The 19,593-nt window shown below is 51.1% G+C and carries 15 protein-coding genes and 2 pseudogenes; 6 read left to right on the forward strand and 11 right to left on the reverse strand.

What is annotated here, in order from left to right; genetic code table 11:
* Positions 1-35: 35 nt before the first annotated feature.
* Positions 36-2,621 carry a CHAT domain-containing protein gene (locus tag AC6I7T_RS06275; protein ID WP_497792475.1) on the forward strand — a complete coding sequence of 862 codons (2,586 nt, stop codon included), beginning with the start codon at positions 36-38 and terminating at the stop codon, positions 2,619-2,621.
* A 41-nt stretch (positions 2,622-2,662) separates the two neighbouring features.
* Positions 2,663-3,922, forward strand: a complete 1,260-nt coding sequence (locus AC6I7T_RS06280; RefSeq protein WP_497792476.1) for a S41 family peptidase — start codon at positions 2,663-2,665, stop codon at positions 3,920-3,922.
* A 49-nt stretch (positions 3,923-3,971) separates the two neighbouring features.
* Here AC6I7T_RS06280 and AC6I7T_RS06285 read toward each other — a convergent pair whose 3' ends face one another.
* The 7 genes from AC6I7T_RS06285 to AC6I7T_RS06315 form a co-directional block, all read right to left on the reverse strand.
* Entirely contained in the window at positions 3,972-4,679 is a 708-nt protein-coding gene (locus AC6I7T_RS06285; protein ID WP_497792477.1) for a hypothetical protein, read from the reverse strand.
* Positions 4,680-5,234: 555 nt separating this feature from the next.
* Positions 5,235-5,921: a M48 family metallopeptidase gene (locus tag AC6I7T_RS06290; protein WP_497792478.1), complete on the reverse strand. Its 687-nt coding sequence runs from the start codon at positions 5,919-5,921 to the stop codon at positions 5,235-5,237.
* Complete coding sequence (locus tag AC6I7T_RS06295) at positions 5,918-9,046, reverse strand: type I restriction endonuclease subunit R (RefSeq protein WP_497792479.1); 3,129 nt, start codon at positions 9,044-9,046, stop codon at positions 5,918-5,920. Before AC6I7T_RS06295 ends, AC6I7T_RS06290 begins: the two co-directional genes overlap by 4 nt.
* Positions 9,043-10,803: a DUF262 domain-containing protein gene (locus tag AC6I7T_RS06300; protein WP_497792480.1), complete on the reverse strand. Its 1,761-nt coding sequence runs from the start codon at positions 10,801-10,803 to the stop codon at positions 9,043-9,045. The genes AC6I7T_RS06295 and AC6I7T_RS06300 overlap by 4 nt, the downstream gene beginning before the upstream one ends.
* 11 nt (positions 10,804-10,814) lie before the next feature.
* Positions 10,815-12,134, reverse strand: a complete 1,320-nt coding sequence (locus AC6I7T_RS06305; RefSeq protein WP_497792481.1) for a restriction endonuclease subunit S — start codon at positions 12,132-12,134, stop codon at positions 10,815-10,817.
* Positions 12,127-12,894, reverse strand: coding sequence for a hypothetical protein (locus AC6I7T_RS06310; RefSeq protein WP_497792482.1), 768 nt, complete (start codon positions 12,892-12,894; stop codon positions 12,127-12,129). Before AC6I7T_RS06310 ends, AC6I7T_RS06305 begins: the two co-directional genes overlap by 8 nt.
* Positions 12,891-14,789, reverse strand: a complete 1,899-nt coding sequence (locus AC6I7T_RS06315; RefSeq protein WP_497792483.1) for a type I restriction-modification system subunit M — start codon at positions 14,787-14,789, stop codon at positions 12,891-12,893. Before AC6I7T_RS06315 ends, AC6I7T_RS06310 begins: the two co-directional genes overlap by 4 nt.
* Positions 14,790-15,080: 291 nt before the next feature.
* Here AC6I7T_RS06315 and AC6I7T_RS06320 point away from each other — a divergent pair, with 291 nt between their 5' ends.
* The 3 genes from AC6I7T_RS06320 to AC6I7T_RS06330 are packed head-to-tail and all read left to right on the forward strand — an operon-like array spanning position 15,081 to position 15,675.
* Positions 15,081-15,284: a hypothetical protein gene (locus AC6I7T_RS06320; RefSeq protein WP_497792484.1), complete on the forward strand. Its 204-nt coding sequence runs from the start codon at positions 15,081-15,083 to the stop codon at positions 15,282-15,284.
* Complete coding sequence (locus AC6I7T_RS06325; protein ID WP_497792485.1) at positions 15,285-15,467, forward strand: hypothetical protein; 183 nt, start codon at positions 15,285-15,287, stop codon at positions 15,465-15,467.
* A gap of 7 nt (positions 15,468-15,474) precedes the next feature.
* Positions 15,475-15,675 (forward strand): hypothetical protein, encoded by a 201-nt coding sequence (locus AC6I7T_RS06330; RefSeq protein ID WP_497792486.1) that lies wholly within the window; start codon positions 15,475-15,477, stop codon positions 15,673-15,675.
* Here AC6I7T_RS06330 and AC6I7T_RS06335 read toward each other — a convergent pair.
* From AC6I7T_RS06335 to AC6I7T_RS06350, 4 genes and pseudogenes are all read right to left on the reverse strand, one after another.
* Positions 15,670-17,124, reverse strand: coding sequence for a 3'-5' exonuclease (locus AC6I7T_RS06335; RefSeq protein WP_497792487.1), 1,455 nt, complete (start codon positions 17,122-17,124; stop codon positions 15,670-15,672). The genes AC6I7T_RS06330 and AC6I7T_RS06335 overlap by 6 nt on opposite strands.
* 56 nt (positions 17,125-17,180) lie before the next feature.
* A pseudogene (locus AC6I7T_RS06340) lies at positions 17,181-17,426 on the reverse strand (UvrD-helicase domain-containing protein); the annotation flags it as partial.
* Positions 17,410-18,711, reverse strand: a complete 1,302-nt coding sequence (locus AC6I7T_RS06345; protein WP_497794561.1) for an ATP-dependent nuclease — start codon at positions 18,709-18,711, stop codon at positions 17,410-17,412. The gene AC6I7T_RS06345 and the pseudogene AC6I7T_RS06340, both read right to left, overlap by 17 nt.
* Positions 18,712-19,008: 297 nt before the next feature.
* Positions 19,009-19,203 (reverse strand): annotated as a pseudogene (locus tag AC6I7T_RS06350) (AAA family ATPase); the annotation flags it as partial.
* A gap of 136 nt (positions 19,204-19,339) precedes the next feature.
* On the opposite strand from AC6I7T_RS06350, the gene AC6I7T_RS06355 reads away from it, so the two are divergent.
* Positions 19,340-19,525, forward strand: coding sequence for a hypothetical protein (locus AC6I7T_RS06355; protein WP_497792488.1), 186 nt, complete (start codon positions 19,340-19,342; stop codon positions 19,523-19,525).
* The last annotated feature ends 68 nt before the right edge of the window (positions 19,526-19,593 follow it).

Below are 19,593 nucleotides of genomic sequence, written 5' to 3' on the forward strand. Positions count from 1 at the left end.
GCTCATATCGATATTGCTGGAGAGTGGTGTTCGATATGGAAAAGGCGTTGTCGGTAAGGACCTTGTTCTTTGTTGCTGCATGTTTGGGCGCGGTAGCTCTTCTTTCACTTCTCCTGCTCGTCCATTTAAAATCGCGAGATCCTGCTAGCTCTCTGCTTCAAAAGGCAGACGCGTTGTCCTGGAACAATCATTGGATTGCCGCTGCACCATTCTATCGTCAGGCCGAGTTGCAATTTGCAGCTGAGCACAATCCATCGCTCGCCCTCTACGCTCATGTCAGCCAATTTATTCCGAGGGCCGAGTCTGAAAGCATCCCGAATCTCCTCGTCTCCCTGCAGGAGGATCTGACGCGGCCGGAAGCGCAAGAGCCTGAGACACAACTGCGCATCCTAGTCATCAAAGGAATGATCGAGACCAATTACGACGCAGCTCTTGCACGTGCAACTTGGGGAAGAGTTGCGACACTCGCTGAGCAACGCCATCACTTTCAATTGGAAGCTCGTGCAAAAGGAGAGCAAGGAATAGCTGCGTTCATTCTTGGAGATATTGCAAAGGCGAAAAAGCAAGTCATATATGCCTGGACCGCTGCCAAGCTTCTGAGAGATCCAGCTGCGAAAGTCCGCTATGCTAGCGTCTACGGTGCTGGTCTAAACGAACTCCACAGGTACAGCGAAGCACTGGGTCCGTTGGACGAAGCAATAAAGACCGCTACTAGCTCTAAAGACATTGCTTATCCGAGTATCGCAATCAATGCGAAGATAGATTCGTTGCGAGGTCTGCATCGTTACAACGAAGCTCTCTCATTGGCTGATGATGGTATTCACCACTTACCGACTGCCGAACTCGACGCTCATCTCTTTCAGCTCTTCACCATGAAGGGGCAAATTTACGAGGAGATGGGGAAGCTGGATTTAGCGATAAGTCAGTACAATCAAGCACTTCAATATGCGCGCCGGCTGCATTTTTGGAGAGGAATTACGCAAACCGGTGGATTGTTGGCACGTGCGTATGAGGCGAAGAACCAACTCCCAACAGCCCTCGCTTCTGTTGATGAAGCGATAGAAGCGAATACACATATTCCGCAGGAACTCTTCAACGCGCCTCGCAACCTTGCAATCAAGGCGAAAATCGAACAGAAGCTCAAGAACGTGGCAGAAGCGCATCAGCTTTATCGCAAGAGTGCTGTATTGATAGATTCGCTTATAGCGTCCGTCCCTACCCCGAATGTAGAACGGCTGTTACTCTCCGAGATGAACGATGTCTACGCTGGATATTTCGAGGCCTTGCTGTCAGAGGGAGATGATGCGGGTGCATTTGAGGTAGTTGAAAAAGAACGTGGTCGCATCGAAACACAAGCGCTCCTGCACCACGAAACAGTTATACCTCATCGGCCAACTCCTCAGGAACAGCAACTTACTCAACTCAACCTTGAACTGATCAGTAGTGACGATCCGCTACAGCGGGAACGGATTGCTCAACGCATCTACGACGCCGAACTGCACGTGGACAATGACTCTCTCGCGGGTCGAACTGCTTCGAGTCCAGTGGCTCTAGCAGCATTGCAGCAAAGACTGAGTGCGTCCCAACTCGTGGTCGAATATATTCTTGCAGAGAGGCAGTCCTATGTAGTCGCAATCACTTCCATGTCCGTTCATGTTTATGTCCTGCCAAAGCAGAGCATTCTTGACGAAGATACAGCTAAATACCGGAAACAGCTGAGAGAACAAAAAACTGATCAGACTTTAGGTCAGCGGCTGTATTCGGAGCTGTTGGGCTCGATTCCAGAGATGTCATCAAAAACATCCCTCATAGTGGTTCCCGATGGCAATTTGCATTTATTACCTTTCTCTACTCTCGTAAATCACGGAAAGTTTCTCGTAGAGACGCATACTATCAGCGTCAGTCCATCTGCAACAGCTTTGTATCTATTGCTGGGACGGCAACATGAACTCACTTCGGACCCTCTCCCGTACGTTGGTGTCGCAGCATGGGCCAAAGTTCAGGAGTCTAGGAACATAGTCTTGCGCGCAATTAGCGGTCCAGCAAGGAGCCAATTGGTATCTTTGCCCGAGAGCAGGAAAGAGGTCGAAACAATTGCTGATGATCTTCCAAAACCAAGCACAATTCTGATTGGCTCGGCCGCATCTGAATCGGAGTTTAAGAAGCTTCCCTTACAGGAATATAACGTGATGCACCTGGCACTTCACGGATACGCAGATCTTGAATATCCAGACAGGTCTGCGCTTTTGTTTGCCCCCGAAGCCGGAGGTACGGAAGACGGGATGCTACAAGTCAGAGAAATTCGTCATCTTCATTTAAATGCCCGGCTAGTAACTCTCTCAGCGTGTGATACGGGAGTTGGTCCGGTCGGGGCCGCAGGAGTAACGAATATCGTAAACGCTTTTGTTGAGGCTGGCGCAGATAGTGTGGTTTCGACCTTATGGGAGCTGGAAGATCATTCTACAGAAAAGTTGATGGCAAGCTTCTACTCTCATTTATCCCACCATGAGGGCAAAGCCGAAGCGCTCAGAGCTGCACAGCTCGAAATGGTCAAAAAGGGTGTGTACCCATATTATTGGGCCAGTTTCGAGCTTGTCGGTGACCCTGACGGAACCATCTGAATTATTTGAGTAGAAATCTAAACAACGGAAACGGTATCTGAATGAAAACTCGAATATTGAATGAAGCTGAGCGGCTGGAAATTCTAGATAACGTTGAGAAGGTGGTTGCGAAGAACTTTTACGATCCCAATCTTCGCGGGATTGACTGGTCTGCATATGTGAACCGGCATCGGGAAGCAGTGGCAAAGGCCGAATCCGCAGAGGAATTTGAACACACCATTGGCGAATTATTGTCAGAGCTAAAGTCATCGCATACAGGTTTTTTCCATAGCAGCCTAAAACGGGCTACTAGCAAAATGGCGATTAGCGCCACATATGCAGCGTTTCCGGTGAATGGTGTTGATCATTGGGTGTTTCAGGATATCCATGAAGGGGGAGCGGGTGATCTTGCGGGGCTAAGGTCCGGCGAGATTCTGTTAACAGTTGATGGGCGGTCCTTTCTTCCACCCGAACACCCAATATTCCCAATGGGGCAAAAGGTGACCGTAAAGGTGATCACGCAAGGCGACCTTGAGGTTGAGCGGACTATCGATATCCCTGCGCCAAAACGAAACAGTCGTCAATTGCCCTACGCTTCGCCAAAGATTGTAAGCTTTCGCCGACTTGCCCACGACCTGGGGCTGATTAAGGTTTCGATGTTTCCTGGAGTGGTAGGCATTGAGGTCGCCAATGAAATCTCCCAGGCTGTCTCCGCGTTGAACCCTATCAAGAGACTAATCTTTGACCTTCGTGGAAATACAGGTGGCGGAATTGGGGTCCTTCGGATCATGAGCCTACTCACACCGGATAGGGTACCTGTTGGTTACACCCTCAGTCGGAAACAGGCTGGGATGGCAGTTGGAAGAGGAGATTTCTCTGTTTTCGACTGCATCCCTTCATCGAAACTGGGATTGCTTCCTTTGGTTCTGCGGTTTGCAAGGCCCAAGAAACCCATCATGATTACAACTGAGGGGCTTGGTCCACAAGCTTTTCATGGAAATGTCGTATTGCTCGTAAATCGACATACAGCCAGTGCAAATGAAATGCTCGTAGCCTTTGCACGAGAGCACCAACTTGCCAAGATTGTGGGAGAGCCAACTCCAGGACGATTGCTTTCTGGAAATAAATTCAAAGTAGGGTATGACTATTGGCTGGCGTTGCCAGTCGGCGTTTATCAGACCGCTAACGGTCTGAAATTAGAAGGGAATTCTATCGAACCTGACATCGCGGTTCCATTTGATCCGAATCTTGCCAGGAATGGCTACGATTCTCAGCTGGACGGTGCAATCGATTTCATCTTTCAACAAGTTTCAGCGGCATAGGCGTTTTCCCACGGGTGCCTTCCTAGACATGCCCTGGGCTCAGAACCCCTTAACTATATGTGTTCTCGGCACATTCCAGAACAAATGCAAGTCGGGACAACTGTCTGGTCACGCGCATATCGCAAGCCACAATAAGTATTATGCCGATTACTGCACCTTGGAGATACGGCTCCATACCAAAATGTAATTGTCCCAGGGCAGCGATGGCAGAGACAATCGTACCAATGAACGATATTTGCTTGTGAATATCGATCTCTATTTCTATCCTTCGTCTGCACTCCTTAAGCTCACTCGCCTCAATATGGGCAAGCCGTCGCGCGAGCGCGCGTTCTTGATTGTATTGATTTTGGACCGAACTTGCGGATTGCACAGAGAGATTAAGGTAAAACCGCATTATTGGGAGAGTTTGAAACAAGAGTTGAGCGATGGAAAACAGATAGAGAACATTAAACACTGTCTGCGCATGCTTTTTGATGAACTCAGAACCACCCCATAGGCTCATCGAAGGGAACTTTACAACGATTCCGAAACATATCACAGTGATAAGGAAGAGAATTGGGAAGAAATTTGCCAATCCGATTTCTTTGATCTGGGACCAGTGGGTGGCAACTCTGACTTTGTTGTCCTTGTCGGGAATAGGTTTACACAGTTCCCGCATAAGTTCTGGATAGAGTGGAAGCTTTTCAAAAGGTACCTGCGGTACCGGCTCTTTAGAAGGTGGCAGCTCTTCACCGTTCGGTGGGGTGTGATCAGTCATCAAGAATTCCCAACATGTTTGTTGGATTTATCGGCAGGTAGAAGAAAACCTGGAGTTACTCATACTGAAATGTGTCAAAGGGCAAACGGCACTTAGTACGAAGATCCTCGATTTTCGAAAATAGAGAGCTTGACCATGGTGAGCTATTTCAGGAAAAAGGCACAAACCATTTGATTTTCGAATTATCAGCATTTTCTGCTCCACTCCGTCGACTAAACACGCCCCTTGCGGAATACTTAAGCATTAAATCTGATGCATTCGTCTTGCGTGACATCCGGACGCGAAGCGCTTCTGAACAAGATAGAGTTGCTCCCGTATTTCGGGATTACGGTGTATCAGTCATCGAATATATTGGTTACAAATACCGTCCTCATGAGCCGACGCATGGTCCATCGAGTCGGGCGTCCTTCTTTGAACACGGCGTTCTCCATGTGCTTTTGAAGCTCATATGCGAATTGTGGTCATGAGCAGCTTAAACTGCAATCAGCTTTGCGCGTTTGTTCTTTTCCAAATCACGGGAACACTGCGCTGGAGTCGTTGGGGTTCAGTGCTGGCTCACACTTCGTCTTCAAGAATCTGCCCATGCTCCTTAAGCCATGCCTTCGCTTTTTCCATGGTTGGGGTATTCGCCCGAACAATGTTCCAGAAACGCGGTGTGTGGTTTGCTTCCAATAAATGCGCCAGTTCATGAATGATCACATAGTCGATCACAAACATGGGGGCCTTGATGAGCCTCCAGTTGAAATTGACTGCGTTGCTCATTGTGCATGAGCCCCAGCGATATTTATCGTCTACGATCTTTGATGCCTTGAATGTTACCCCTAGCTCTCGGGCAGCACGCTGGACACGGGATAATATCGTCTCCTTCGCCCTGGAGATGTACCATTCCTTCAACGCTTCACGTCGTTTCTCTTGATGAGAAGATGGGACCTTGAAGCCATCTGAGAATTCAACTTCGCCGCTCGGTGTTTCGACAATCTCAATTCGATAATCACGGCCTAGATATGGTGCGGACTCTCCGCTTACAACTTCTTTTCCCGGAGGATGCGCCAATTTGCGATACTTTTGGGCGTGATGGATCTTTCCATATATCCATTGGCGCTTTTGAGCAACAATCTGATGTATGCTCTCATCCGACGTGCTCTCGGGTGCATGAACGACGACTCTACGATCTCGCTCAACCGTAATGGTCAGCGTCTTTCGTCTGGACGAGCGGACAATCGTGTATTTCAAATCATTCATACAGCGTAAAGAATCAGATCGTTGTTCTTCTCGGCGATTTCCATCATTCGGCTTATGATCCGTTCACGATTTTGACGAATTCCCGGAAGAGCTGAAAACTCATTCAGAAGTAGTATCCTCTGAATCTCGGCTTTCAATCGGTTCCTTGACCCTATGCTTTCCCAGAAACTTGTCAGCTTCAGTTCTCGCTCAACTTCTCCATAAACATTCTGCGTGAGCGATACAAGAGCGGAAATGGCATCCTCATCAATTTCGCTTTCACCAAAAAGCTCTTTCTTCAAAGTGCGGAAGAATGGCATCTGTTTTTTGCGATGCAGGCCGTAGGTCGGTTCCTTGACGGCATTGATGATTCTTTCCCGAAGCTTTTCCAGTTCCTCGTATACTCTGTTCCAATTTTCCTGAAACTCAGCCAGAATTGACATGAGAGCGTCAGCAAATGACGCTTGCAAATCTGGATCGTCGTTCAACTCAACATCCAGATGATGGCGGATCGCGTGCTCAATTTCAGCGGCCTTTGTCTTTGTACGTTTACGGCTGTCCACGCCTTTTTGGAAATCTTCGTCGAGAATCGAGATTGGCTCAACCTTGGTGTGAATACCTCTCGATTCAAGAAAGGCGTCAGTGATCTTTCGAAGTTTCGGAGGAATCCCCTTCATACTCAGGCGCTCATCCCTGAGATGCTTGCCGGCCAGAACCTTGATCTCCGATAACGCCTCATACTCAGGCATAAAGTCCAGCGCCTCTTTGGCCGGAAATACAACATTCAGGCATTTTGTGTACGTCTGGAAGAGCATCATGAACTCGAAGCGAAGATCCTCGTCGTAGAACACATCAAAGAATGCATCATGATCAGTCAAGTCCGCTAGGCCGTGCTTGTTGAGGAACTTCATGACTGCATCCTGGCTCGCACGCAACGCTCTCAACTCCTCTTCAGGGAAGCTGAGCGTCCCGATCATCTCCTTCTGTTCCCGCTCGTCGTAAGAATCGAGAGCCTTCTTCAGGTCATGCCCGACGCCCACATAGTCGACGACAAATCCTTTCTCCTTCGACGCTCCAGCGACCCGATTAACTCTGGCGATTGCCTGAAGCAAGCTATGCGCTCTGATGACCTGATCCAGGTACATAACCTGTTCAATTGGGGCATCAAATCCGGTGAGGAGCATATTTGCGACGATTACGATTCCGATATCGCCGTTCACGCCCTCATCCTCTGTATTGAAAGGCATCTTAAAACTCTTGATTGACGCCTTGTGCTTTGAGGAGTCCGTATATGGCGTTAGGGCCGTTGTGTCGTTCTGTCTTCCTGAAATAATCACATCCGATTTCAGACGCTCCAGCAAGGCGATATCAATGTTTCCTGGGTTCGACTTTTTCAGCTCAGCGACCGTTTCGGCTAAAGCAGCGTCAACGTATTCCTTATAACGAACGGCAGCATCTCTAGACGTGGCGACAATCTGAGCCTTATATCCATTTGGAAAGACGTGCTCAACGTAGTGCGCGATCATGTCCTTTGCTTTGGCCTTGATCGTCTCCTTAGCCTCTAGATAAGCGTCGCGTGAACCATATCCCAGAATCTGCAAGCGCTCTTGCAGGTTGTATTCGCTAAACACGTCCTGGAAAGCAATGTCCATGCCAAGCGTATCCGTTACGCCAGCTTTGTGCGTTCGGCCTTCATAGACAATCTGCAAAGTTACGCCGTCATCAATTGCCTGCCTCATCGTGTACTTGTCGATATACTCGCCAAACACGCGCTCAGTCTTCTCGATTGGGGTCCCTGTGTAGCCGATGCGCGTCGCAAACGGTATGCCCTTGTCTAGATTTGCACCGAGCGTCTTGTACTGAGAGCGATGGGCCTCATCGGTCATTACCAGGATGTAGGGGCTTGTGTTCAGTTCCGGGAAGATCTCCTTCATATCGGCCTCGCGGAATTTATGAATCATTGCCATTACGAGATCGGATGAATTGGTGGCGAGCAGTTCCTTTAGCTTCTTGATGCTGTCTGCAACTTTCACCGTGTAGCCAATGTTTTGGCTGGTATCCGAAAGCTGTTCCTCCAGCTGTGCACGGTCCGTAATGAAGATAACTTTCCAGTGAGAGAGCGAGGGATGACGATACATCTCCCTGACCATAAACATCATGGTCAAAGATTTTCCAGAACCTTGCGTGTGCCAAATGATCCCGCCGCGTTCGCGTGGCGTCCTCCCCTCCATGAGACGCTTCACGGCCAGTTTTACTGCTCGAAACTGCTGATAGCGTCCAACGATCTTGATCGTTTCGCCCTTTTCGTTCGTAGAGAATAGCGTGAAGGTTCGAATTAGGTCCAGCAGGTTGTCTGGGTCAAGCATTCCAGCAACCAACCGCTGTTGATCGTTGGGGCTGCTGCTGCCGTGCTCAAGTTCTTCAAGCGTGCGAGGAAAGGGATCGGACCAACGATAGAAGCGTTTTTCGCTATGCGTCGTTATGGTGCCAAATTTGGCCTCTTGCCGACAGGTGCTCACCAGAAACTGGTTGTAATAAAAAAGTGGTGCGCTGCCCTCGCCTTTGCTCCCTCGTTGCTCGCTATAACGCATCAACTGGTCAATGGCCTCGGGAATAGGCTCCTTCACTTTGGGTGATTTGCACTCGATCACGACTACGGGTAGGCCGTTCAGGAAAAGGACAATATCCGGAATGATGTGATGCTCAGTTCCGAGGATACGGATCTTAAACTGGCATACGGCCAGGAAATCGTTGTTCTCGCGGTGGGCAAAATCCACGTAGCGCACGGTGGGATTCTTCTCGCCAGTCTTGCGGTTCTCGCTGACGCTGGCGCCCTCCTGAAGCAGATTAAAGACGTGGCGATTGTTCTGGATCAGGCTGGTCGAAGGGAATTTGCTCGTCAGTGTTCCCACTACCTCGTCAATCTGGTCATCCTCCAACCAGTCGTTGATCTTCTTCAGTTGCTGCCGCAGCACTGGGAGCAGGACTATCTCAGTAAAACTCTCCCGGCCGGTATCTTCCGGGTGTTGCTTGCCGTCCAGGTCCTTGATCGTCCAGCCGAGACCCTGCAACTGATCGAGCAGGGGCTTCTCAACATGGTTACGTTCGTCGAGTCTTAATTCTTTCGCTAACCGCTCGTTCATCATTGCGCGCTCCCGGCCTTTGCAAAGCAGATCCCGTAGTTCGCAGCGAGATCACTGAGTACAGTCGTATGATTCTTTTGCAATTCTGCCATCGTCCACTGGTTGTTCTGCAGCACCCGCAGCGAGTTTGGGCAGGTGGTGATAGAACCATTGAAATACTTTACTTTCTTGTCGCTGTAATTCAAGCGTCCTTGGGAAGAGTTCTTTGCTCGTGTGATCAGAACAAGATTGCCCAGCTTATCAGTCCACTCGTCGCGCTGCTGTTCAGTAAAGTCGATATACCACTGACTATCTTCTTTGGGTGCCTGCGGCAGAATATGCTCGACTGATAGCGTCTGAATCGACATCAACTGGCCCGAGTCGCCGTAAATAAAGTCCAGCTTCAGTAACAAGTAGCGTGTATACCTTCTGCCATATACCGCACCGCTGATTGTCCGCATAAGACTATTCGAGTCAAATTTGAAGCAGCCATTTGCAAGAACGGCTGCCGCATTGCTGGCGGACTCTACAACGCGAATGACCTGATTCATGTTCTCGATGCGTTCTGTCGGAGTCAGTTGGGTCATCCAATCAGCCGAAAATTTTCTATCCAGAGCAATCAGGAAATCCAGCAGTCCTGTATAGCCGAATCTATCGAAGTAACGAAGCAGAGGAGGCACCCAATCGCTCGAAGGCAGGCCGGTCAACATTACCTTGATCAGGTTGTCGAATTTGAAGGAATTTCCGGTCTCTAGGTAGTTGCCCCCGCCGAGCAGTTCGTTGTAGTGCTTCAGGTATCGCTCGACAAGCTGGAAGGTTTCTTTGCCCTTTTTTAGAAGAGAGGGTTTCTTCTGCCCAGTGGCTTTTTCCCTCTCCTTGGGGTTGTAAATCTTGTCTTCGAACTCCTGTAGCAAGCTGAGGCGAGCCTTGTCCTTTACCAGAATCGTGCGCAGGTGATTGAGGAAGCGGTCGAAGTCATCGCCCAACGAACTCTCGGCTTCCTCCCACAGCTTTGCGTACTTCTGCTTGTCGCTCTCCTTATCGAGTTCACCCAGGTTGAGTGACTTGAGAATATCGCTGTTACGTAGCGGCACTCCGCGATCATTCAGAATTGTGAATAGGCGGAAGGCATCTTCCAAGTCTCGCGTGGCGACATAGATAAATAGGACATTATTAAGCAGGAATGTTAAAAGCTCCTCCGGAGTGATGTCTTTTTCCGGATCACCGAGGAAGCGTCGAATCTCAATAATGGCAGCCGCCATGTTCTGAATCGAGGTGTCCGTGTGCGATTTGGAAAGCTTTTCAAGTTCCTCTATCTTGTTGGTCCCGCCCGGTGTTTTGACGTAGATTTCTACGAACTCCTGTACGTCTTCGCGTATGGCGAAGGTAAGGCGGTTTCGCTCGGGAATCTTTGAGAAAGGGTCGCCTTGCTGGTAGATGCGGCTCTGGCAACTGTTCTTAGCGAGTTGATTCGTAGCCGCATCACGGATGCAGGCCAATAGCATCAGCAGCGTGGTCATGCGCTGCTGTCCGTCGAGCAAGTCATTCTCATTGAACTCTTGCTCGGAATGGGCTTTCTTGAATTGGAAGACAAACGAGCCCAGGAAGTATTCGCTATCCGGCTTGTCCTTGCTAGCAAAGGTCAAGTCATCGAGCAGTTCATTCACCTCGTCCTTCGACCAGATATAGGGGCGCTGGTACTCCGGGATCCGAAACCACATGGAGGAGAAGACATCTTTGACCAGAATCTTTTCGCTTTTTATCTCGTTTTCGTTCGGCATGGTCGTTCTTGCTACTGCGCTACTGTCTCCTGAAGTAATGGCGTCACGCGCTTCCTGCCGGTGAGCAGGTCTTGCATGATGGCGGTCTTGATCTGTTGCAGTTTGTGCAGCAAAGTACGGCCAATCGCAACTTGCTCTCCATTTTGCGCAAGTGCATTGACAATACGCACTTGTTCTGATTTTTTTGGCTTAACGAAAAGCGTCGATCGCAGAATTGAATGATTAAGATTGACTTGAGCATCAGCCAAGCCTATCTTCTTCTGAAACCAGTCGGATTGTACTGGGGCACTCCCTAACGCAAGAGGAAGAAATGCGGGAATGATTTTTGAATGCTTTGTGAGCCGGACTCTGAAGACGGTATCTGGAATCATGAGCATCGGGCGTGTTTCATCGACATGAACGACAACGCCAACACGCTCGACTGGACCTTTGCGCGTGATCAGAATGTCATCCTGTTTGACTTCAATTGAAGGATTCCCACGCAAGTGAAATGGAAGTCGTTTGTTCTCTCCTTGTACATAACCAGGCCACACAACGGCTGTTGTCTTCAGAATTGCCCATTCTCCCAGTGACGCAGGCTCAGTTTCGCAAGTTGGACTCCAGCCACTCACAATGGAGCCAATTACCTGCCCGAGTGTTTCAACTTCCCAGTCGACCGGAATGCGGCCTAGCGGGGAATCTTTGAATTCGTGGGTGGATTCGGAGCGGAGACTGCCGTGCTCGTCGATACCACGCGTGAGCAGGTCTTGCATCAGACCGGTCTTGATGCGCTCCTGCTTCGCAATCAATACCTCCGTCTGCTCAATCGCCCGGTCCACCGTGGAGAGTATCTCGGCAATTCTGCTTTGCTCATAAGGATGCGGTAACGGAATCGGGATTTGTTCTATCAACTGTTTCGACAATCCCGCGCGTCCGTCCCCTGCGGAACGAGAGCGAAGTTCTTCGTATCTGAACTCAAGGTTGTAAAACAGATATTCCGTATTTAGCCTCAAAGGATTCGCAGTTATCAGAGCAACCGATTGGTTTGTGCATAACCTGCATAACACGAGCGCTGCCGTTCCACGCGTTTTTCCCTGGCCTGCTAAACCAATCGCGACCGCCGGTGGGTCTATCACGGTAGCATTTGATGAGCGCAGACCTAACGGGGTAATCCTTTTCGGAACATCGAAGATGCGCTTGAGGTGCACATCACCTGATGCCATCCATGGAACGTCGCCATCCCAATATTTTTGGACCGATGTTTGTGGGGTACCGCCGACTGTCACGCTACCTAAATTGGAAACTAAATCTTCAGGCCAAGGATGAGCGAAGGGCGTCATTCTTTCAGACATAACTCAACTCCTTGAGAAAGCAATTGAGGGCGTTCAGGGTTTTCTTGCGTTGGTATTCAAGTGAGTGTAGTGATTGTCCATACTTGTCCCACAGATTCTCGACACCCTGAACCAGCCTTCGCTTCTCGGCGTTGAGGTAGCGGTTGAGCTCCACATTGGCGAGGTCATGGAGCTTTTTGAGGATGAGCGTCCGGGCCTCCTCTTCGGTGAGTTGGCCGCCTATGGCCGTGAACATGGCATCGGTTTCGGCGATGCGGGCCTGAAGCGCAGATTTGTCCTTTTCCAGCTTGGCGAGGATCTTCTTCTCTTCTTTCTTGCTGGGGTCGAGCTGCGCCGTGCGAGCGTTGACCGAGTCGAGCATCCTTTGGTTCTCAGCCTTGAACTCGTCACTGCCCAGGCGCTTGAGTTGCAGTTTGAGTTCCAGTTCATCGGTTAAGGCACGCTGTTGTGCCTTGCTTTCCTTGCCGCGTTTTTCAACCTCGATAATAGCCTTTAGTTGCGCCTTGAGCGCCTCGCGCTCCTTGCTGGCCGATGCTCCAGTGTTGTCCTCCAGATCGTCAATCAGCTCCTTAAGCGCCTTCTTGATGACAGCAGCAGTAACGGTCTCACCCTCATCCGGCTCGTAAGCCGCAACCTCCTGCGCTGCCTCTACAGCTTCGGCAAGCTCGCTCTGAGCTTCGGCAATGGCCGCTTCTATTGCCTCGATGGCGTCTGCCTCCGCCTGAAAGAATGCACCGATGAGATAGGAATCTGGAATCAACGAGTGATGCCAACCAGTGGAGATGATGGTTTTGAGATCGTAGCGGATTTGCGACCACCAGTTGACGAAGACCCCGGCGCTCTGGAACTCGTCGAGTAATCCAAGGGGGACGAGCTTGCCGATGAGCGAGGTGATGAGCTCATGTCGAACCTCGGGCATTTTTTTGCCATTACGAAGCTCGGCAAAGTCGTCTTGAGCCACGCCCACCAGTTGGCAAGCACCTCGCCATGAGCCTGAATCGTGCCGAGAAGCACGGGATCTTCTTCCAGCGTTGTCGTGATTGCGGATTTGGCAGCGATAGCCGGAATAAAGGCAAGATAGCCGGGGCGCTCTGCCTGGAAGAGTAAGCCAGACTGAACGCCAAATTTGGCGAAGTCGCATTGACGGGCAGCAACCTCTGCCTCTGGCACGCCACCGATAAGGTGAGCCTGCACATCTTCCGGCTCAGGATCGGGCGTATTGTCAACGTAGCGTCGGATATTCAGGTTGTATTCGTGCTTTTCGACGATTTCAGCCTTTTCCACAAGGCGGCTGTACTTGGGCAGTTCGCGCTTGTGGGTAAAGACGAAATCGATCTTCTCAATATCCTCTGGGCGGAGTTTGTTCTGGTTCTTGCCCTCGGCGTATTCTCGGTCAGCGTTGATGAACAGAACCTTGTCGCGCAGTTCATCGGGCTTGTTCTTGTTCATGACCAACACACAGGCGGGGATACCGGTCCCGTAGAAAAGTCCAGGGGGCAGGCTGATAATAGCCTCGATTACATCATCGTTGATGAAGTTTTCACGGATGAGCTTTTCCTTACCGCCACGGAAGAGAACTCCGTGCGGCATGATGGTGGCCATATGGCCGTCCGTCTTGAGGCTTGCCAGCATATGCTGGACAAACATCAGATCAGCCTTCTTGCCAGTCTCCGGGCACCATTCGCGGAATCGATCCTTGAACTTCATCCCGGCGCGGTTGTAGTTCTGCGAGAACGGCGGGTTGGCAAGAACGCGGTCGAAACGGCGAATCTGGCCGTGATCGAGAATCTTGGGATCTTCGAGCGTGTCGCCGTTTTCGATAGTCGACCGGGTGATGTTGTGCAGGATCATGTTCATCCGGCAAATGGCCCAGACCGTCCCGGCTGATTCCTGCCCGTAAAGGGCGAGGTTATTGGCATCCTCGCCTTGTTCCTCTACATATTGATGGCTCTGGATCAGAAATCCACCGGAGCCAACCGTGGGGTCATAAATTGTGTTTCCAGCCTGCGGCTTGACGAGCTGAACCAGCAAGCGGACAACCTCGCTAGGGGTGTAGAACTCTCCGCCCTTCTTGCCTGCGCTGTCGGCAAAGTATTTGATGAGGTACTCGTAGGCCGCCCCGAGGAGATCAGGGAACTCAAAATTGTCGTTGATGAGCACGAATTGTGGCTGATTGAAGTGGTCGAGAAGATCCTTCCACTTCTGATCGGGAATTTTGGTTTGACCCTTGGTCTTGTTGAACTCGATCTTCAGGACACCATTGAGATCGTCGTTCTCTTTCTCAATGGCGGCGGTTGCCTTGTCTAGCATCTCGCCGATATTGACCTTTAGGTCCTTGAGGGCGGGTACCAAGTCGCCATCTTCATCCGTCCATGGCTCATTCCAGCGAGCACGTGGCGGAACAAAAAACGTCTCACCATAGGAGAGCTTGCTCTCCAGCAGTTCCGCCAAAAGCACGGGGTCTGTGATATGGGCGAAATCATGCTTCCGCAGGTGCTCGCGTTTCAGGTCGAACTCATCCGAAAGCCGCTTGATAAACAGCATTCCGAAGATAAATTCCTTAAATTCAGACGCATCCATCTTGCCCCGCAGGATGTCGGCGGCTCCCATAAGGAAGGATTCGAGCTTGGATAAAGTAATCTTTTCGCGATTCATGTTGGCGTGAATTCATGATAATCCCCAAAAGATTGATTTGCCGGAAGCTATTCTCTACGTTAAAGTTGTGCACGCACAATAGCCGTAATCGGGTTAGATATTGCTTCGATTTCGGACAGACAGGAATGCTACAATCTGCCGCTCCTGCGACCGTCTTCGAAGCTGGCACGCTACGCGAACCGCTTGGGCATCCTTATCGGTATCGGTGCAAACCTAATGGGAAACGATACAGATTTCTGTAGCTCCACACTTGCCTAGAAGTAGCATTGGAAAATACTAGAAGAGGCAGCAATGCAAGGTGATTCATTCCTCGATCTAAGCTTGTTGGTCGGAGCCCCTACGGATACGACTCTGTCACTGCATTGGCCTGTTCCTGGCAAGCCTGAAGGCGTCATGGAATTCTCTACGGCGACACAGTGGCGCACTTTCGTTTCACCTCTAGGGCTTCCATCCGGCATTCCCGAAATCGTGGCAGCTAAGTTCCGTCGTGCGTAGATGCTTTATTTCCTGGCATGGCTCTATAACGACCTGATCAAGGCGGGAGAGCTCGTCGCCCTGGCGACACTCGAGCTTGCTCTGAACGACCGCTACGGCAGCAAGGTCAAGAAGCGGCGTACCCACAGATCCTTTGCCGATCTTGCTCGCATATATGATTCAGGACGGATTGACGGACGATAAAATCCCAATGGTTACACGGTCGGGAGGCTCGGCTATTGGTTTTATCAATGGTGAGGTAAAGCCGTCGCTTGCCGAAATACGAAACAAGCAGGCACACGGTGATCCATTCGATGGATTTCCCATTGGGGGATTGCTCGAATTGGTCCGCGACCTCATCGTGTACGCTTATCGCGATTTCATCAACGAAGGACTCAGCAGACAGTTATAACCCCATCTCCCGTAAGAAGGGCGACGGCCTGTTCCGACAATCTGTGGTATCGGTGAGAAACATTAGGAGGCGCTTTGCCCGAGTGGCTGCGACGTATACGACTCGCCTGCTCTCGTCATATTGGGCTTGCCATTCCACAGGATCAGTCACATTACGCAACGTGAAGTGCGGAAATCTTCCGTCATGAGCGTCGATCACTGCGACAGCATCAAACTCGCGACCTTTCGCCTTATGCACGGTGAGAAGCTGAAGGCAATGCTTAGGGCGCGCAAAAATGCCGAGGTCTTCGATCCTGAGGGTATTGCCGCCATCGCGGCTCCAAATATCTGCGGCCATCTGTCCCGCTGACTCCCGCATTGCCTCGGCCGCTTGTGCAGAGATCATCTCTTCTCCCACGAGAAGCGTGGCGAATGCCCTGGTCGCATCGATAATCCATTCTGCCGCATTGCCGGATGTTTGGCGGATCACCGACGCCTCCGCCAATAGCTTGCACACCACGATGCGCCCCTTGAAATCAAAAATATTGTATGGAGCCTGATCCTCGACCTCTGCGAGAAGTGCAAAGAGTGATCGCTGGACCGCAATTGCGATTTCGCAATCGGGACATTCCAGATAGGCCCCCACAGTCTCGACAAACTGTGCGATCAGATGGCTTCGCTTGTAGGGGCGTGCACCAGGCCCCACGGCAGGTATGCCCTGGCTGCGAAGCTCGCGTGCAAGGTTGAAGAGAGACACCCACCATGACGCCAGAATTGCCACTTTCCCGAGCGGGATACCGAGCTGCCTTACGGCCGGAAGGAAATGATTGAAAATCCCGTCAGCTGGATTTGCAACGGTGATATGGCTCGGAACGAGCTCACAGTCGGCATGCTCGCCGACGGCATTCATCGGAGGATCTGAGGCGCAGAGACGCTCGGCGAGCGCGCAGATGTTAGCTGAAGAACGGAAATTTCCGGTCAGGTGATGATTGGTGTTGGCATTGATGTGGGTGCCAAACTCCAGTAAAAGCTCGGGAGCCGCGCCCGCGAACCAGTAGATTGACTGGTTGGGATCGCCTACACAAAAAAACATGGTGCGGTCGAATTTGTGAATTTCACGCAGGATCAGGATCTGTCCTGGGGATGAGTCCTGAAACTCGTCAACAAGAATCCACGCAAAATGGCTGGCAAGCGCGCTGGCGATATGATCGTACGATACTACCAGTCGGCCCGCGTGATAAACGATCTCGTTCAATGTCACGTAGGCATTCTGGTCAAGCCACACACACCAGTCGCGTTGAAGAGCAGCGGGCAGGGTATCCATCGGAAAAGGGTTTCCGTCCGGTGCTCGCTGAATCCGCTCGAATTCTTCCGTACTGGATTTTCGAATGGCATAGGCGCGCAACAGCTCCTTGGCCTTAGCCTGATACGCTTCGGCATCCGGAGCGAGGATCGTATAACCATTACGCAATCGGGCAGTAGATGATGAAACGGTCGAAGGATGTTCTGTAGCGCAAATCCGTGGATTGTGGCAATGGTGTAGTATCTATCTTCGTTGCCAAAACAGGTTTCACGGAGCCGCGAATCGATCTCGTCGGCGGCTGCATTGGTATGCGTGATGCATACTACACGTCGGGTTGTATCTGCCACTGAGTCGATACAACGCAGGAGCTTTGCAACAATTACCCTCGTTTTTCCACTTCCGGGGCACGAGACCAGGCAGACATGCCCGGCCTCCTCTACCGCACCGCGTTGCTCATCCGTTAGTCGCATCGTTAGTCAACCATTCAAGCGCCCGCTGTAAATAAGTGGGCATGGCCGTGGCACTCGAGGCATGCTTTGAGATCATCTGAGCATAGCGTGCCTTTCCAAATCGTTTGGCAGCACGCAATACTCGGCCTTTAGCTGTAGAAAGATCGGGCTGTTGCCCGGCGGCGACCTGTTCCCGAAGTTCTCTGAGCGCGTCAGCCAGACGTGGTGCTCCGATCTCGCGCGTACCCGCCTCGAGCATTCCAAGCGTGCCGTGTAATGTCAGCTCACGCTCAAAGGTTGTTTGGCAGACGAATATCTCAACATACGGGCCACGTAGCGTATTCAGTTCCTGGCGCGTGGGAGCAGGATCATCTTCACCCTCCTCTGCCGCAGTATGTGGATCAGCATCTGACGGCAGCAAGTCTCCATCCGTCAGAATGGCGCATTTCTTTTGAATGCCTCTCGGTCCAAAGAGCTTGGCATACGCCGCGAAATGGGTTCCGAAAATCGGCACCACGGCAATACCCTCTTCTTCCAGATCCATGCCCATAACGGCTTTGGCGAGAGGAGGAATGACGTATTGCTCCGCCGGACCTTCCACGAGCAGCACTTTACGCGCATAGAGCAGAGAAGACCGGGTCGCGTCGAGATAGCGCTCCAGGTCGGCGATGTCGTCTGTATTCATTGCCGGAATAGCCGCAGGTTTGGTGCATGTGCTGACAGCTCCACCTGTGGAGGTCAATACGATCTGCGAAGCGAGCGGAACGCCTGATGTAATGTGGGTGCTATGGGTAGTGATGAACACCTGAACGTTTTTGCGCTGAAGTGTCGAAAGCAACACTCGCTGCAGTTGCGGATGAAGATGCGCTTCGGGCTCTTCTACCAGGAGCAATTGGCCCGCTGTTTTCTGCTCGGCGACGCGGCGCTCAAAATAATGCTGCAGCATACTGATATATAGGATGTTGTTCAACCCAAGCCCATTGCGACTGGGATCGAGGCTGGTAAGGCCATAACCGGATAGGAGCACTTTCAATCCGCGTGTGATGTCTGCAAACGACGCTTCCGCAAGCCCGAGGGTTATGCCCATTGCAAACGACTTTCCTGCTGCGTCCTTGAATGATTCGCTGAGCCTGGTGCCGAGATCGCCTATCGTTGCGCTGCCATTGATGCTGTCGTTCGCCGTTTGAAGAAAGCCGGCCAGTGTTGCCTGCTCATTCTCCGGTATCCTTCGCTGTTCAATGACTTGCTGCAGCAACGATGTTCGAGGAGCGCTAAGGCGGGGCTCTACATCCCTCAAAGCTTCCATCAACACCACCAGATAGCCTTGCTGGAGATTATCGGTGCTGTAGCGCGTGCCGAAAGAATCCTTCCATGTCACGGTGCTGAGGTCAATGTTATCTCCGCCTGCGGCAAGCTCCCACACATAATCATCGATGCTGAGCTGTGGAAGAGGTACGTCTTCTTCCAACTGCTCAATAGCTTCGCGCACAGTTGCTTTAGGCCTGAAGCGGTAGCAAATACGCGCCTTGCCATTGTCGAAGACTGCGATAAAGGGTAGCGCTTCTTCATTCGCTCTGCCAGCGAAATCCGAAAATTCAACCGCGATGAGCACATGTTCGGGAGTCGTGAAATTCAGCCCGGCAGAAAGGTCTTGCAGCTGCAGCCGTCGCCGCTGCGCACTGATATTGCCGTCTAGCACCAGCCGGAGCGCATGGAAAAGATTCGTCTTGCCGGAATTGTTTTCACCAATAAAGCAAGTGACCCCTGGGCCAATCTCCGTGTCAAAATGTCGCAAATTCCGAAAGTTTTTATGAAAATGCGACTAATGTACATAAGTGCGCTCACCTCTGGTCTTACGGGTTCGCTGCCAAGGATAGTCCTGTGTGATCTTTACCGCAATCCGCTCTAATCGGGGTAAATTTCCGTTTCTCCCAATGCAGCATCGTCCACTCTGCCGTCTGAAGCTGCTTTGTCGTCCGTCTATCGCGTTCGCGGTTTATGGGGATCTTCAGGAGCTATTAGGCTGGGTTGGTTCCGAAGGTCAGCTTACCGGACAACTGCTGCAAATTCTTCTCATGCCAAAAATCTCTGTCGCAGAATACGACGATCTTCCACCGTGAAAATATAATGTCCTGATTTCCCAGAGCGACAGACTTACCAAGACACCGAGAATCCGTGTGGGAATCAG

It is taken from the genome of Humiphilus diazotrophicus (genome assembly GCF_059726315.1).

Excerpts from the sequence above, each read along its gene's own strand:
- AC6I7T_RS06320 (WP_497792484.1), top strand. The coding sequence starts at position 15,081 with ATGCAAGGTGATTCATTCCTCGATCTAAGCTTGTTGGTCGGAGCCCCT.
- AC6I7T_RS06345 (WP_497794561.1), bottom strand. The coding sequence starts at position 18,711 with ATGGAAGCTTTGAGGGATGTAGAGCCCCGCCTTAGCGCTCCTCGAACA.
- AC6I7T_RS06330 (WP_497792486.1), top strand. The coding sequence starts at position 15,475 with ATGGTTACACGGTCGGGAGGCTCGGCTATTGGTTTTATCAATGGTGAG.
- AC6I7T_RS06290 (WP_497792478.1), bottom strand. The coding sequence starts at position 5,921 with ATGAATGATTTGAAATACACGATTGTCCGCTCGTCCAGACGAAAGACG.
- AC6I7T_RS06285 (WP_497792477.1), bottom strand. The coding sequence starts at position 4,679 with ATGACTGATCACACCCCACCGAACGGTGAAGAGCTGCCACCTTCTAAA.
- AC6I7T_RS06355 (WP_497792488.1), top strand. The coding sequence starts at position 19,340 with ATGCAGCATCGTCCACTCTGCCGTCTGAAGCTGCTTTGTCGTCCGTCT.
- AC6I7T_RS06305 (WP_497792481.1), bottom strand. The coding sequence starts at position 12,134 with ATGTCTGAAAGAATGACGCCCTTCGCTCATCCTTGGCCTGAAGATTTA.
- AC6I7T_RS06315 (WP_497792483.1), bottom strand. The coding sequence starts at position 14,789 with ATGAATCGCGAAAAGATTACTTTATCCAAGCTCGAATCCTTCCTTATG.
- AC6I7T_RS06295 (WP_497792479.1), bottom strand. The coding sequence starts at position 9,046 with ATGATGAACGAGCGGTTAGCGAAAGAATTAAGACTCGACGAACGTAAC.
- AC6I7T_RS06300 (WP_497792480.1), bottom strand. The coding sequence starts at position 10,803 with ATGCCGAACGAAAACGAGATAAAAAGCGAAAAGATTCTGGTCAAAGAT.
- AC6I7T_RS06325 (WP_497792485.1), top strand. The coding sequence starts at position 15,285 with ATGCTTTATTTCCTGGCATGGCTCTATAACGACCTGATCAAGGCGGGA.
- AC6I7T_RS06275 (WP_497792475.1), top strand. The coding sequence starts at position 36 with ATGGAAAAGGCGTTGTCGGTAAGGACCTTGTTCTTTGTTGCTGCATGT.
- AC6I7T_RS06280 (WP_497792476.1), top strand. The coding sequence starts at position 2,663 with ATGAAAACTCGAATATTGAATGAAGCTGAGCGGCTGGAAATTCTAGAT.